Source organism: Burkholderia sp. GbtcB21 (genome assembly GCF_019091065.1).
GTDB lineage: Bacteria > Pseudomonadota > Gammaproteobacteria > Burkholderiales > Burkholderiaceae > Burkholderia > Burkholderia pyrrocinia_C.
Genome location: NZ_JAGXKA010000009.1, coordinates 284,157 through 298,669 on the forward strand (window position 1 = coordinate 284,157; position 14,513 = coordinate 298,669).

The window sequence follows — 14,513 nt, forward strand, 5'->3', positions numbered from 1 at the left end:
ATGAAAAACGCCACGGAACCTGCGTCCCGTGGCGTTTTTTTTATCGTGAATCGCTACCGGCGCGGGCGGGCGTCCGAGCTGCGAATGCCCGCCGCGCGCCGTTACGCGACCTGCTGGTGCGACTGGCCGCCCGCCGGCGAACGCCACTTCGCGAGCAGCGTGTTCCACTTCGTGCGAACCGCGCGCAGGTTGTTCTCCTTCACGTGGCCGTAGCCGCGAATGCCGTCCGGCAGCGCCGCGAGCTCGAGTGCGAGCGGACGGTTGGCCGCGTTCAGCCTGCCAAGTACTTCGCCGATCAGCGCTTCGTACTCGCCGATCAGCGCGCGCTCGGTGCGGCGCTCTTCGGTACGGCCGAACAGGTCGAGCCCCGTGCCGCGCAGGAACTTCGCCTTCGCGAGCAGCCGGAACGCCGACATCATCCACGGGCCGTACGCCTTCTTCACGAGATGGCCGTGCGCGTCCGTCTTCGCGAACAGCGGCGGCGCGAGGTGGAACTTCAGCTTCCAGTCGCCTTCGAACTGCGCGGACAGGCGCGCGAGGAACGCCGGATCGGACTGCAGCCGCGCGACCTCGTATTCGTCCTTGTACGCCATCAGCTTGAACAGGTTGCGCGCGACCGCTTCGGTCAGTTGCTCCTGCATCGTGTCGCCGTCCGCCAGCGCGCGCTCGGCCGCGCGCACCTTGTCGACGAACGCCGCATAACGCGATGCGTACGCGGCGTTCTGGTACGCGGTGAGGAATTCCACGCGCTTCGCGATCAGCGCGTCGACCGCCTTCTTCGTGTGCAGCGCGATCACCGTGGCGCCTTGCGCGGGGCGCGCATCGCCGGCCGCGGCCTGCTTCACGCTCGCCAGGTCGTATGCGGCGCGCCGGCCCCAGTCGAAGGCCGCGCGGTTCTTCTCCACCGACACGGCGTTCAGCTCGATCGCGCGTTCGAGCGACGCGAGCGTGAGCGGCAGCCAGCCTTTCTGCCATGCGTAGCCGAGCACGAACGGGTTCGTGTAGATCGCGTCGCCGAGCAGCGCGACCGCGAAGCGGTTCGCGTCGATGAAATCGACGGCAACGCCTGCCGCCGCGCGGATGTCGTTCTCCGCGGACACGCCGGGGAACGCCCAGGTCGGGTTCTTGATGAACTCGGCGGTCGGCGTCTGCGCGCTGTTGACGACCACGCGTGTCGCGTCGTGCCGCATCCGCGACGTGCACTCGTCGCCGGCCGTGACGATCGCGTCGCAGCCGATCACGAGGTCGGCTTCGCCCATTGCGATCCGCGTCGCGTGGATGTCGGTCGGCGCATGCGAGATCTGCACGTGGCTCATCACGGCGCCGCCCTTCTGAGCGAGGCCCGTGACGTCGAGCACGGTCACGCCCTTGTTCTCAAGGTGCGCGGCCATTCCGAGCAGTGCGCCGATCGTGACGACGCCCGTGCCGCCGACGCCCGTGACGAGCACGCCGTACGCGCGGTCGATGTCCGGCAGCGTCGGTTCCGGGATCGGCGGCAGCGCAGCGCCGTCGACCGAAACCGCCTTCGGCTTCTTCAACTGGCCGCCCTCGACCGTGACGAAACTCGGGCAGAAGCCCTTCACGCACGAAAAGTCCTTGTTGCAGCTCGACTGGTTGATCTGGCGCTTCGTGCCGAACTCGGTTTCCAGCGGCTCGACCGACAGGCAGTTCGACTGCACCGAGCAGTCGCCGCAGCCTTCGCATACCGCTTCGTTGATCACGACGCGCTTGGCCGGGTCCGGATAGGTGCCGCGCTTGCGACGGCGGCGCTTCTCGGTTGCGCAGGTCTGGTCGTAGATCAGGATCGTCGTGCCGGCGATCTCGCGCAGCTCGCGCTGCACATCGTCGAGCTGGTCGCGGTGATGGATCGTCACGCCCGGCGCGAGCAGCGCCTTCTGGCTGTCGTACTTCTCCGGCTCGTCGGTGACGATCACGATCTTCTTCGCGCCTTCGGACGCGAGCTGGTGCGTGATCTGCGGCACCGTCAGCACGCCGTCGACCGGCTGGCCGCCCGTCATCGCGACCGCATCGTTGTAGAGGATCTTGTAGGTGATGTTCGCCTTCGACGAGATCGCCGCGCGCACCGCCAGCAGGCCCGAGTGGAAATAGGTGCCGTCGCCGAGGTTCGCGAACACGTGCTTCTCGTCCGTGAACGGCGCCTGGCCGATCCACGGCACGCCTTCGCCGCCCATCTGGCTGAAGGTGCTGGTGCTGCGGTCCATCCACACGGTCATGTAGTGGCAGCCGATGCCGGCGATCGCGCGCGAGCCTTCCGGCACGTTGGTCGACGTGTTGTGCGGGCAGCCCGAGCAGAACCACGGCTTGCGCTCGGTCTGCACGTGCGGCTTCGCGAGCGCCATTTCCTTCGCGTTGATCACCGCGAGCCGCGCGGCGATGCGCGCGCGCACGTCGGACGGCAGCTCGAACTTCTCGAGGCGCGTCGCGATCGCCTTCGCGATGATCGCGGGCGACAGTTCGTAGTGCGCGGGCAGCAGCCAGTTGCCCATCGGCACCGACCATTCGCCGCCGGCGCCGTCCTTCTCGTCGAACTTGCCGAACACGCGCGGCCGTTGCGCGTCGGGCCAGTTATACAGCTCTTCCTTGATCGCGTATTCGAGGATCTGGCGCTTTTCCTCGACGACGAGGATTTCGTCGAGGCCGCGCGCGAATGCCTGCGCGCCCTGCGCTTCGAGCGGCCATACGCAGCCGACCTTGTAGAGCCGGATGCCGATCCGCGCGCAGGTTTCGTCGTCGAGACCGAGGTCGGTCAGCGCCTGGCGCACGTCGAGGTACGCCTTGCCGCCGGTCATGATCCCGAAGCGCGCGCTCGGCGAATCGATCTCGATCCGGTCGAGCTTGTTCGCGCGCACATAGGCGAGCGCCGCGTACCACTTGTAGTCGAGCAGCCGCGCTTCCTGCACGAGCGGCGGGTCGGGCCAGCGGATGTTCAGGCCGCCGTCCGGCATGATGAAGTCGGTCGGCAGCACGATCTCGGTGCGATGCGGGTCGATGTCGACCGACGCCGACGATTCGACGACGTCCGTCACGCACTTGAGCGCGACCCACAGGCCCGAGTAGCGGCTCATCGCCCAGCCGTGCAGGCCGAAATCGAGATATTCCTGCACGTTGGACGGGAACAGCACGGGCAGCCCGCAGGCCTTGAAGATGTGCTCGGACTGGTGCGCGAGCGTCGACGATTTCGCCGCGTGGTCGTCGCCGGCGAGCACCAGCACGCCACCGTGCTGCGACGAGCCGGCCGAGTTCGCGTGCTTGAAGACGTCGCCGGTGCGGTCGACACCCGGGCCCTTGCCGTACCACATGCCGAACACGCCGTCGTGCTTTGCGCCGGGGTACAGGTTCACCTGCTGCGAGCCCCACACGGCGGTGGCGGCGAGATCTTCGTTGATGCCGGGCTGGAAGACGATCTGGTGGGCCGCCAGGTACTGCTTGGCCTTCCAGAGCGACAGATCGAGGCCGCCGAGCGGAGAGCCGCGATAGCCGGAGATGAAGCCGGCCGTATTGAGACCGGCGGCGCGGTCGCGTTCCTGCTGGAGCATCGGCAGGCGCACGAGGGCCTGGATGCCGCTCATGTACGCGCGGCCGCGTTCCAGTGTGTATTTGTCATCAAGCGTGACGGACTTCAGCGCGGCTTCTAGCGACGCGCGTTGGCCTGCGTCTAGCGGGGCATTCATTAACAGTCTCCTCCACCCAGTTTGGGATCACCAAAACTCGACTGCTCCGGCGTCTTGTGAACGCGTCGACAGTGGCCGGCATATTGGCCGGTTTTAAGCGATGGTAGCACTGGGGCAAACCCGCCGCCCATCGGCCGGAATGCGGCGGCGCACCAGGAAAAAGGGCTTGACCATGCGTTACATCATGTAAATGCATGTAAAGCCGGCTCCATCTGCGGGCAAATGCCGTTAATCTTGTCGGCCTGCCGGAGGTGCCCGGCCGCGTTGGTTCGTTTCGACGCAATCGGGGAGGCGCCGGCAGTTTTACAGGAGGTGCAATGAACACACGTCATATCCAGAGTTTCCTGATCGTGTCCGCCGCGTTTTTCGCGATGACCGGCCCGGTGCGCGCGCAAGGCGCGAGCGCACTGGCGGCAGCCGGCGTGCAGATGCGTCAGATCGTGCCGGCCCAGGATGCCGTCGCGCAGCCGGCGGCAGAATGCGTCGTCGAGTCCAAGGCGAACGCGCGTTGATCCGGTCGCGCGGCCGGCAGGCCGCGCCGGAATGTGAAAAGGGCGGGAATCGTCGGATTCCCGCCCTTTTTCTTTGTGCCGCCGGATCGTGCGGCCGGCCCGGTTGCCCCGGGCCGCCGCTCGCCGGACGCGTCAGGCCTTGTCCTGCACGACGCCGCGGCGGATCTGGTCGAGCTCGATCGATTCGAACAGCGCCTTGAAGTTGCCTTCGCCGAAGCCCTGGTTGCCCTTGCGCTGGATGATCTCGAAGAAGATCGGCCCGATCTGGTTCTCGGTGAAGATCTGCAGCAGCAGGTCGTCGCGCGCGCCGTCGATCAGGATCTTGCGCTTCTTCAGCTCGTCCAGCGATTCGCCGTGGTTCGGCACGCGGCGGTCGACCAGCTCGTAATACGTGTCGATCGTGTCGAGCAGCTTCACTTCCTTGCCGCGCAGGCCGTCGACCGCGCCGTAGATGTCGTTCGTGCCGAGCGCGATGTGCTGGATGCCTTCGCCGTGGTACGCGTCGAGGTATTCCTGGATCTGGCCGGCCGTGTCCGAGCCTTCCTCGTTGATCGGAATGCGGATCTTGCCGCACGGCGACGTCATCGCCTTCGACTTCACGCCCGTCACCTTGCCTTCGATGTCGAAGTAGCGCACTTCGCGGAAGTTGAACAGGCGTTCGTAGAACTCGGCCCATTCCTGCATGCGGCCGCGATGCACGTTGTGCGTCAGGTGGTCGATGTAGGTGAGGCCGTGACCGACCGGGTTCGGGTTCGCGCCGGCGATCGGCTCGAAGTCGACGTCATAGATGCTGATGTCGCCGATCGCGCCCGGTTGCGCGCCGTTCTTGCCGCGCCAGCGGTCGACGAAGTAGATCAGCGAATCGCCGATGCCCTTGATCGCCGGAATGTTCAGCTCCATCGGGCCCGTCTTGTTGTCGAAGCCCCATGCGCCGAGTTCGAGCGCGTGCTTGTATGCCTTCGCGGCGTCCTGCACGCGGAATGCGATCGCGCAGATCGACGGGCCGTGCAGGCGCGCGAAGCGTTGCGCGAACGAATCGGGTTCGGCGTTGATGATGAAGTTGATGTCGCCCTGGCGGTAGACCGTCACGTCCTTGTGGCGGTGGCGCGCGATCGCGGTGAAACCCATCCGTTCGAACAGTTGTCCGAGCGCTTTCGGGTCCGGCGCCGTGTATTCGATGAATTCGAAGCCGTCGGTGCCGACGGGGTTGTCCCAGTTGGGGATCTGCATGTCGTGTCTCCTGTGCGGGGCGATCGGCCGGGGCGACGTGCGCGTGCCCGGCCCGGTTCGATGTCGAAGGCTGCGCACGCGTCGGCGTGCGCAACGAATCGGTACGTGCGACAAAGTGTAGCGGGCGGCCGCGAGCGGAAACTTGCGAACTTAATCGTCCGTGCCTACGATGACGCAATTTCCAGTCTCTAAACAATCATTGGAGGGCAGAAGATGGCGCAAGCCGAATTGGATGCCATCGACCGGCGGATCCTCGCGATTCTTCAGGAGAACGGGCGCCTGTCGAACCAGGAGATCGCCGAGCGCGTGAGTCTGTCGCCGAGCCCGTGCCTGCGGCGGATCCGGCGGCTCGAGGAGATCGGCGTGATCACCGGCTATGTCGCGCTGCTGGATCCGCAGAAGCTCGGGCTCGACCTGCTCGCGTACGTGAGCGTGCGGCTCGAGAAGCGCGGCGGCCTGGCGCCGGTGCGGGCCGACGAGACGTCGGCCCGCGCGGGCGCGACCCACGCGGAGCTGTTTCGCGCGGCCGTGCAGACCTGGCCGGAAGTGGTCGCGTGCCACGCGATGACGGGAGACATGGATTACCTGCTGCGCGTGCAGGTCGAGGACATGGCGCATTTCTCCCGCTTCGTGCAGGAGCACTTGCTGCATCACCCGTCGGTGATCGACGTGAAGACGAGCTTTTCGCTCGAATGCTTCAAGGAGACGACGGCGTTGCCGATTCGTTCGGTGCGCTAGCGCGCGCCGATGGCGGAGGAAGGGGAAAAGGGGGCCGGGCGTGCCGCAGCAGCGCGCCCGGTCGGCCGATGTTACGCCGTCAGCGCGGTCGGCATCAGCGATTCGATGAACTTCGACGTGCGGTGCGCCTGGCGCTTGAGCGCGTAGTCGAACACCGCGGCCTGTTCCTGCAGCATCTCGGCGATGATCGTCGAGTGGTCGGCCGGCGGCAGCGACAGGTACGCATCGGCTTCGCCGTACGCGTACTCGATGCGCATCCCGGATTTCTTCGCGATGTGCATCATCGTCGCGTTACGCGACAGGCAGTGCATGTACAGCATCGTCACGTGCGTGTTGCGGCTGCGGATCGCCGCGCGCTCGAACAGCTTCGAGCCGACGCCGCGGCCGCGTGCGCTTTCGAGCACCGACACGCCGAATTCGGCCGTGCGCTTGTCGCCCTCGGCCGGCAGGTAGGCCAGGTGGCCGACGCCGATCAGTTCGAGTTCGTGGTCGAACACGCCGAACACGGTGTCGCGACCGAAGTCGATCGTGCGGACATAGTTCTCGATCACGTGGTCGGGCACCATCTGGCCGAAGCGCAGCAGGCGGTCCTCTTCGTCGAGCGAGAGAAAGTGGGTGAGCATCTGCTCACGGTCTTTGGAAGCCAGTTCCCTGACGAGAACCGGCGCACTACCGGCGGTGCCGACGACATCGGCATTGCCGTTCAATTGCGTGTTCATCGTGGGTTCCTCAATATGTGACCGTACAGCGGGTTGTGCAACGCAACAGCATTTTACCCGACCGTCGGCCCCTGGATTGGGGAAAACCCGTATTTAACCTTATTTATGCTGGAGGATGAATTCTAAATCCGCTTAGTTAATCCTGTATCTATTTGATTTTGAACGGATTTAAAATTCATCATATGAAATGCGCGACGGGCCGCCGCAGTGTACCCGCCCTGCAACGCTTGCTGCTGTGCGGCAATCAGGCCGCCGTCGACAGCCCGCGTTCGATCAGGTCGATCACCTGCTCGGCGAAGTCGCGGTAGCCGAGACGGCCGCCCGGCTTCAGCCACGTGAACGTCCAGTTGATCATCCCGAACACCATCATCGTCACGGATGTCTGGTTTTCCTTCGAGATACGGTCAGGGTACGCGCGCGCGAGCTGCCGCGTGAACGCTGCGACGATATCGCGCTGGCGGTCGAGCACGATCTCGCGCTGCGCGTCCTCGAGGTACTTCACGTCGTTGAGCAGCGCGACGTGACGGCTGTGCGACGTCTCGTATTCGGAGAGGAACGCGCGCACGAGCTCCGCGAACGCGTCGCGCTCGCTGAGGCCGCGCCGCTGGCTCGCCCCTTCGACCTCGGCGATGATCAGCATCAGCCGCTTCGTGTAGCGGTCGAGCAGGTCGAACAGGATCGCTTCCTTGCTCTCGTAATAGTGATAAAGGCGTGCCTTCGACGTGCCGCTCGCGGTCGCGAGATCGGACATCGACGTGCTCGGGTAGCTCGTCTGCGCGAATTTCTCGGCGGCGAGATCGAGGATCTGCTCACGCTGGGATTCGTGGTCGGGCGCTCGGGTACGGGCCATGGTCGAATGCGGAAGATTAGCGGTGCGCGGTGGCCGCGCGGGCCGCGCGCACCTGCGTGAAAGAGAGGGCGGCGGGCGCGTCGTCCTGCAGCTCGAGCCGGCCGGCCGCCGCGAGTTCGCGGCAGCGCCACCAGGCGATCGAGTCGCTGACGAACAGGCTGCCGCGGTCGGCGTCGGCCATGATGCTGCCGACGAGGCGCCGCGCGGGCAGCCAGTCGGTTTCCGCGCGCGCGACGATCAGCGCGTCGAGATCGGCGTAGTAGCCGCTCTTGATCGTGTTGCTGACCCAATAGCGAAGTTCGGCGTTCAGGTGCTTCGCTTCCTGCCATTCGAGCGCGAGGCGGCCGATCCGCAGCACCGAGATCGGCGCGGCCGCCGGCCGTTTCCGCGCCAGTTCCGCGGGCGAGAACATCCCGGTCGAGCATGCCTGGTCGGTGCGCGACAACGATGCGCGTTGCGCCGAGTCGAGATCGGCGGCCGACAGCCGCACTTCGTTCAGGCGCTGCGGGACATTGCGCAGGTGATAGGCGACGCGGCGCAGCAGCAGCTTGTCGCCGACGCTCGGCGCGTGCCACACGACCACCTGGCCCGCATCCATCGCGAGCTGGTCGAGGCGCGCGAATTCGTCTTCGATTTCCGCGTTCCAGTCGGGGATCTGGTCGCCGAGCACGCGCTCCCAGAAGGCGGCGCGCGTGTCGGGCGTCTCGTCGGCGCCCTTCAGCGGCCCGACGCCGAGATCGTCGAGCAATCCAACGACGCGCTCGTCGCGTCCGGCTTGCGCGAGTGCCTCGCTCAGCGACGCGGCGGCGGTGCCGCCCTGAATCACATGAATGGTACTCATCGGCCTGTCGTCAACAAAAGAAAGCCGCCGGCCGGGCGGACGTTGCGATGTCCAGCCGGCCGGCGGCCCCTAGTGTAAGCGAGATGTGTGACGGCGAGAAACCGTCCGGCGCCGCGACGCGATGCCGCTCAACGCTCGTCGAAGCTCACGACGACCTTGTCGCTGATCGGATGGCACTGGCACGTGAGCACGAAACCGTCCTTCACTTCGTGCGCCTCGAGCGTGTAGTTCTTCTCCATCCGCACTTCGCCCTCGATCACCTTCGCGCGGCACGTGCAGCACACGCCGCCCTTGCACGCGTACGGCAGCGCGAGGCCCGCGCGCAGGCCGACGTCGAGCAGGCTCACGCCTTCGTACGGCAGGCGCAGCTTGCGCTTCTTGCCGTCGAGCACGATTTCCAGCTCGGCGGCCGGCGTCTGGTCGGTGATCTCGACGACCGGCGCGCCGGCCTGCGGCAGCGGCGTGCCGAAGCGCTCGACATGCACCTTCGCCTGCGGCACGCCGGCCGCCTTCAGCGCCGCTTCGGCCGCATCCATCATCGGCGCGGGGCCGCAGATGAACGCCTCGTCGATCGCGTCGGCCGGCATCAGCGTAGCGAGGAATTCCGCGCATTTCGCCTGGTCGAGCACGCCGTTGAACAGTTCGACGTCCTGCTGGTCGTCCGACAGCACGTGATAGAGGACGAAGCGGTTCATGTAGCGGTTCTTCAGGTCCTCGAGCTCCTCCGCGAACATGATCGCGTCGACGCTGCGGTTGCCGTAGATCAGCGTGAACGTGCTGCGCGGCTCGAGTTCGAGCGTCGTCTTCACGATCGCGAGCACGGGCGTGATCCCCGAGCCGCCGGAAAACGCGACGTACTGCTTGCCGTGGTCCGCGTTCAGGTGCGTGAAGAAGCGGCCGTCCGGCGTCATCACGTCGATCGTATGGCCCGGTTTCAGCGTATCGAACGCGAAGTTCGAGAAGCGGCCACCGCGCACGCGCTTGATGCCGATGCGCAGTTCGCCGTCGCGGTCGTAGTCCGTCGTGCCGACGCAGATCGAATACGAGCGGCGCGTCTCCTCGCCGTCGATGTGGGTCTTCAGCGTGACGAACTGGCCTTGCGTGAAGCGGTACGCGTCGCGCAACTCCGGCGGCACGTCGAAGGAGACGGTGACGGCGTCGGCGGTCTCGGGCCGCACGTCGCGGATACGCAGCGGATGAAATTGCGGGGTCGCCATATTCAGTAGGGTTTGAAGTAGTCGAAGGGTTCGCGGCAGTCGACGCAGCGATACAGTGCCTTGCAGGCCGTGGACGCGAATTGCGCGAGACGCTCGGTGCGGGTGGAGCCGCAGCGCGGGCAGGCGGGTGCCGCGACGGGCCGCGGCACGAAGCGCACGACGTTTTCCCGCGGCGCGGCGCTGCCGCACTGGCCGACCGGCGGCGCGATGCCGTACGCGCGCAGCTTGTCTCGCGCTTCCTGCGTGATCCAGTCGGTCGTCCACGCGGGCGCGAGCACCGTCTCGATCCGGTGCGGCGGGAGGCCGGCCGCCTGCAGCGCGGCGGCGACATCCTCGGCGATCTGCGACATGGCCGGGCAGCCCGAGTAGGTCGGCGTGATCACGACTTCGAGCAGGCCGTCGTCCGCGCGGCGGACGTCGCGCAGGATGCCGAGCTCGCGGATCGACACGACCGGAATCTCGGGGTCGGGCACGGCTTCCAGCACGTCCCATGCACGGGCGAGCAGCGGATCGTCGTGACGCGCGGCGGGCGCGGCGTCGGCGGGGGCGGCGGTCTGGACGGACATCGTCGGGCTCCGTGGCGTTGGCCGGTTACCAGGTCGCGCCGGGGTGCTGGCGCGCGAGGCTCTGCATTTCCGCGAGCAGGTAGCCCATGTGCTCCGAGTGCTCGCCCTGCTTGCCGGTCGTCACGTGCATCACGGGCGCCGGCAGCGTGAGCGTCGCCTCGGCGAGCGCATCGTCCACGTCCGCGCGCCATGCGGCTTCGATCGCGGCCGGCGCCGGGCCGATGCCCGGTGCGGCGATCGCGTCGTCGATCGCATCGGCTGCGAAGAATTCGCGCGTGTACGGGGTCAGGTAGTCGAGCGCATCCTGCGCGCGACGGTGCGATTCGTCGGTGCCGTCGCCGAGGCGAACGAGCCACTCGCGTGCGTGCTGCACGTGATAGCGGGTTTCCTTCACCGATTTCGCGGCGATCGCGGCGAGTTGCGTGTCGGTCGACGTTTCCAGCGCGGTCCACACGTGCAGCATCAGCGCCGCATAGAGGAAGTTGCGCACGATCGTCACCGCGTAGTCCTTGTCGGCGTGCGCGGTGCCGGAGACCGGGCCGTAGTGCGGCAGCTCGGCGAGCGTGAAGTTCGCGAACTCGCGCTCGGTACGGAAGTACGCGTAGTCGTCCTCGGTCTTCGTCGCGCCGGTGAGCTGACGCTCGAGTTCGGCCGCGTGCGTATACAGCATGCGCGCCTGGCCGATGAGGTCGAGGCTCATGTTGGTGAGCGCGATGTCTTCCTCGAGGATCGGGCCGTGGCCGCACCATTCGGCGTTGCGCTGACCGAGGATCAGCGCGTTGTCCGCGAGGCGCAGCACGTAGGAGAGGTGTTCGGGCGTGATCGTCATGGCGCGGGCGTTACATGTGGTTGACTTCGTCGGGCAGCGTGTAGAACGTCGGGTGACGGTAGATCTTGTCGCCCGCCGGCTCGAACAGTTCGGCCTTCTCGTTCGGATCCGATGCGGTGATCGCCGACGACGGCACCACCCAGATGCTCACGCCTTCCTGGCGGCGCGTGTAGACGTCGCGCGCCATGCGCAGCGCCATCGACGCGTCGGCGGCGTGCAGGCTGCCGCAATGCTTGTGATCGAGGCCCTGCTTGCTGCGCACGAACACTTCCCAGATCGGCCATTCCTTGTTCATCACTTTCTCCTGATTCCTGAATTCGATGGTGCCGCTCAGGCGGCGTGCTGTTCGGCGCGGGCGCGGCGCTTCGCTTCGTGCGCGAGCGCGGCTTCGCGTACCCATGCGCCGTCCTCGTGCGCTTTCACGCGGGTCGCGAGGCGTTCCTTGTTGCACGGGCCGTCGCCGTTGACCACGCGCCAGAATTCGTCCCAGTCGATCGTGCCGTAGTCATGGTGGCCGCGCGCGTCGTTCCACTTCAGGTCGGGATCGGGCAGCGTGACGCCGAGCACCTTTGCCTGGTCGACTGTCGCGTCGACGAACTTCTGCCGCAGGTCGTCGTTCGAGATCCGCTTGATGCCCCATTTCGCGGACTGGCTGCTGTGGACCGAATCGGCGTCGCTCGGGCCGAACATCATCAGCACCGGCCACCACCAGCGGTTCACGGCCTGCTGCACCATCGCGCGCTGCGCGTCGCTGCCCTTCATCATCGACAGCAGCGCGTCGAAACCCTGGCGCTGGTGGAACGACTCCTCCTTGCACACGCGGATCATTGCGCGCGCGTACGGGCCATACGTGCAGCGGCACAGCGGGATCTGGTTCATGATCGCGGCGCCGTCGACGAGCCAGCCGATCACGCCGACGTCCGCCCAGGTCGGCGTCGGGTAGTTGAAGATGCTCGAGTATTTCGCCTTGCCTGCGTGCAGCGCGTCGATCAGCGAATCGCGCGACACGCCGAGCGTTTCGACCGCGCTATAAAGATAGAGGCCGTGGCCGGCTTCGTCCTGGACCTTTGCGAGCAGGATCGCCTTGCGCTTCAGGCTCGGCGCGCGCGAGATCCAGTTGCCTTCCGGCAGCATGCCGACGACTTCCGAATGCGCGTGCTGCGAGATCTGGCGAACCAGCGTCTTGCGATAGGCGTCGGGCATCCAGTCTTGCGGTTCGATCTTGCCGTCCGCGGCCATCACCGCATCGAACCGCGCCTGCTCGGGCGACTCGGCTGCGGCGTCGAGTGGCGCGACGTTGCCGGGGATGTCGAGGGATTGCGTGTACATAGCGAGATTCTCGTCCGGTTGAATGTGTGCGCAGTATAAACCAACCGACCGGTCGGTTAATAAATTTCTTGCGGATTTGCAGCGGGACTCGGGTAAACGAGGGACGTGGGGGCCTGATCAGGTTGCGCGAGCGCGGACCGCCGCGTGAGTCGCGCGTCTTCTGCGGCACAATGCCCGCTTTCCGATGAGGATTTTGCTGATGTCATTCCGAAGCAGTTTCGCCGCGGCCGTGCTGGGCGCGGCCGTTTTCGTGTCGCCGTTCGCGGCTTCGGCCGCGCCGGCGGGATGGGTCGCCGCGTGGGCGACCGCGTTGCAGCCGATTCCCGACCTTGCCGCACCGCCGCCGCTTTATCGCGCACCCGACGTGGCCGGGCGTACCGTGCGCCAGATCGTCTACCCGACGGTGTCGGGACGGGCCGCGCGAATTCGCATGAGCAATGCATACGGTCACGCACCGCTGGTCGTCGAGGCCGCGAGCCTCGCGCGCGCCGGCAGCGGCGCTGCACTCGCCGGCGGCGCGGCCGTGCCGGTCCGGTTCGGCGGCAAGGCGTCGGTCACGCTCGCGCCGGGCCAGGAACTCGAAAGCGATCCGGTGGCGATCGACGTGGCGGCGGGGCAACCATATGCCATCAGTCTCCAGATGGGACCGAATCAACGGATGATGGTCTGGCACCGTGTGTCGAACCAGTTCAACTATGTCTCTGCGCCGGGCGATCACGTGAACGATCCGGGCGCCGCCGCGTTCCGCACCCGTTTTACCCAATACGCATGGGTGACCGAGCTGGCCGTCGAGGCCGGTTCCGCGCGCGCCAGCGTAGCCGCGATCGGCGATTCGATCACCGACGGGCTGCGTTCGAGCGTGAACCGGAACCGCCGCTGGCCGGACGCGCTCGCGCGTCGGCTGGCGGCGTCGGGCGCCGATTCGATCGGCGTTGTGAATCTCGGCATCAGCGGGAACCGGCTGCTCAGCGATTCCGCGTGCTACGGCACGTCGCTGGGGGCGCGGTTCGAGCGCGATGCGCTGTCGCGCGCGGGCGTGAAGGCAGCGGTCGTGCTGATCGGGATCAACGACATCAACTTCGCGGCGATGCCGCCGCGCGCGGGGCTCGATTGCGACCATCCGCACACACAGGTCACGGCCGCGTCGCTGATCGACGGCTATGGTCGGCTGATCGACGCGGCACACCGCCAGGGTGTGAAGGTCTTCGGCGCGACGCTCACGCCGGCCGGGTTGCCGGCCGGGCGCGAGGCGATCCGGCTCGAGGTGAACCGGTGGATCCGGAGTGGTGGAGGGTTCGACGGCGTGGTCGACTTCGATGCGGTGCTGCGCGATCCGGCGCGCCCGAGCGTGCTGCAGCGTCGATACGACAGCGGCGACGGCATCCATCCGAGCGATGCGGGCTACACGGCAATGGCCGACGCGGTACCGGTCGAGCAGTTGCAGGCTGCCGTGGGCGGCAAGTGACGCGCTCCTATATATAGAGGAAGCGTTGCCGGCGGTCTGGACGCCAATAGCGACACCCGGCCCATTCTGTTCAAAGCCACCGTGCGCGCGAGCGCACGGTGGCTTTTTCAAAATAATTTCACGAAGGGGCTTGCGCGAAGGGTGCGGGGTGCATAGAATCACGCCTCTTTCGCGCTAACGGAAACGCGGCGCGGGAGAGGGAAGCGAAGTCGGTGGTGTGCAGCGGGTTGGGTGCACGGCTGGCGCAAGAAGATGAACCCCGCAGTCGCAACGAAGCAGTTAAAAAGTTGTTGACGAGCTGCGAAACACGGTTCATAATCTCGCTTCTCTGCTGCTGAAAACGCAGCGCTGCTGAGAAACACGAAGTTTCTCGCAGACATGCTCTTTAAAAATTAACAGCCGATAAGTGTGGGCGCTTGATGGCAGCGAGCTGATCTTCGGATCAGAAAGCGAAAGTATCAAGAGTCTCACACTAAAGTAAGTCAGGTTTATGAAGCAATTCATATTCCTGTCAGCTTTGAGTGA

At 66.2% G+C, this 14,513-nt stretch carries 14 protein-coding genes; 3 read left to right on the plus strand and 11 right to left on the minus strand.

Annotation, left to right across the window (positions count from 1 at the left end):
• Window positions 1-101 precede the first annotated feature (101 nt).
• A complete protein-coding gene (locus KVT39_RS21745; protein ID WP_217590165.1) occupies window positions 102-3,692 on the minus strand; it encodes an indolepyruvate ferredoxin oxidoreductase family protein in 3,591 nt (1,196 codons plus the stop codon).
• A gap of 317 nt (window positions 3,693-4,009) precedes the next feature.
• Here KVT39_RS21745 and KVT39_RS21750 point away from each other — a divergent pair, with 317 nt between their 5' ends.
• Entirely contained in the window at window positions 4,010-4,204 is a 195-nt protein-coding gene (locus tag KVT39_RS21750) for a hypothetical protein (RefSeq protein ID WP_175748175.1), read from the plus strand.
• A 132-nt stretch (window positions 4,205-4,336) separates the two neighbouring features.
• Here KVT39_RS21750 and hppD read toward each other — a convergent pair whose 3' ends face one another.
• A complete protein-coding gene (gene hppD, locus KVT39_RS21755; RefSeq protein WP_034183958.1) occupies window positions 4,337-5,434 on the minus strand; it encodes a 4-hydroxyphenylpyruvate dioxygenase in 1,098 nt (365 codons plus the stop codon).
• Between the two features lie 213 nt (window positions 5,435-5,647).
• On the opposite strand from hppD, the gene KVT39_RS21760 reads away from it, so the two are divergent.
• Window positions 5,648-6,172, plus strand: a complete 525-nt coding sequence (locus KVT39_RS21760) for an Lrp/AsnC family transcriptional regulator (RefSeq protein WP_034183959.1) — start codon at window positions 5,648-5,650, stop codon at window positions 6,170-6,172.
• A 71-nt stretch (window positions 6,173-6,243) separates the two neighbouring features.
• Here KVT39_RS21760 and KVT39_RS21765 read toward each other — a convergent pair whose 3' ends face one another.
• From KVT39_RS21765 to paaA, 8 genes are all read right to left on the minus strand, one after another.
• A complete protein-coding gene (locus tag KVT39_RS21765) occupies window positions 6,244-6,891 on the minus strand; it encodes a GNAT family N-acetyltransferase (protein ID WP_165948032.1) in 648 nt (215 codons plus the stop codon).
• A 244-nt stretch (window positions 6,892-7,135) separates the two neighbouring features.
• Window positions 7,136-7,741 carry a TetR/AcrR family transcriptional regulator gene (locus tag KVT39_RS21770; protein WP_027783292.1) on the minus strand — a complete coding sequence of 202 codons (606 nt, stop codon included), beginning with the start codon at window positions 7,739-7,741 and terminating at the stop codon, window positions 7,136-7,138.
• Between the two features lie 16 nt (window positions 7,742-7,757).
• On the minus strand, window positions 7,758-8,582 hold the full coding sequence (locus tag KVT39_RS21775; protein WP_217590166.1) for a DUF1835 domain-containing protein: 825 nt from the start codon (window positions 8,580-8,582) through the stop codon (window positions 7,758-7,760).
• Between the two features lie 128 nt (window positions 8,583-8,710).
• Window positions 8,711-9,799: a 1,2-phenylacetyl-CoA epoxidase subunit PaaE gene (gene paaE / locus KVT39_RS21780; RefSeq protein ID WP_034183962.1), complete on the minus strand. Its 1,089-nt coding sequence runs from the start codon at window positions 9,797-9,799 to the stop codon at window positions 8,711-8,713.
• A gap of 2 nt (window positions 9,800-9,801) precedes the next feature.
• A complete protein-coding gene (gene paaD / locus KVT39_RS21785; protein WP_034183963.1) occupies window positions 9,802-10,365 on the minus strand; it encodes a 1,2-phenylacetyl-CoA epoxidase subunit PaaD in 564 nt (187 codons plus the stop codon).
• Window positions 10,366-10,390: 25 nt separating this feature from the next.
• Window positions 10,391-11,194 (minus strand): 1,2-phenylacetyl-CoA epoxidase subunit PaaC, encoded by an 804-nt coding sequence (gene paaC, locus KVT39_RS21790; RefSeq protein WP_096472252.1) that lies wholly within the window; start codon window positions 11,192-11,194, stop codon window positions 10,391-10,393.
• Window positions 11,195-11,204: 10 nt separating this feature from the next.
• Window positions 11,205-11,489 (minus strand): 1,2-phenylacetyl-CoA epoxidase subunit PaaB, encoded by a 285-nt coding sequence (paaB, locus tag KVT39_RS21795; RefSeq protein ID WP_010092957.1) that lies wholly within the window; start codon window positions 11,487-11,489, stop codon window positions 11,205-11,207.
• A gap of 35 nt (window positions 11,490-11,524) precedes the next feature.
• The gene (gene paaA / locus KVT39_RS21800; RefSeq protein ID WP_034183965.1) at window positions 11,525-12,523 is read right to left on the minus strand and encodes a 1,2-phenylacetyl-CoA epoxidase subunit PaaA; all 999 of its coding nucleotides are present in this window, start codon (window positions 12,521-12,523) and stop codon (window positions 11,525-11,527) included.
• A gap of 199 nt (window positions 12,524-12,722) precedes the next feature.
• Here paaA and KVT39_RS21805 point away from each other — a divergent pair, with 199 nt between their 5' ends.
• A complete protein-coding gene (locus KVT39_RS21805) occupies window positions 12,723-13,988 on the plus strand; it encodes an SGNH/GDSL hydrolase family protein (RefSeq protein ID WP_175748170.1) in 1,266 nt (421 codons plus the stop codon).
• A gap of 312 nt (window positions 13,989-14,300) precedes the next feature.
• On the opposite strand, the gene KVT39_RS21810 is transcribed toward KVT39_RS21805, so the two are convergent.
• A partial coding sequence (locus KVT39_RS21810; protein WP_217590167.1) for a hypothetical protein occupies window positions 14,301-14,513 on the minus strand: 213 nt, incomplete at its 5' end.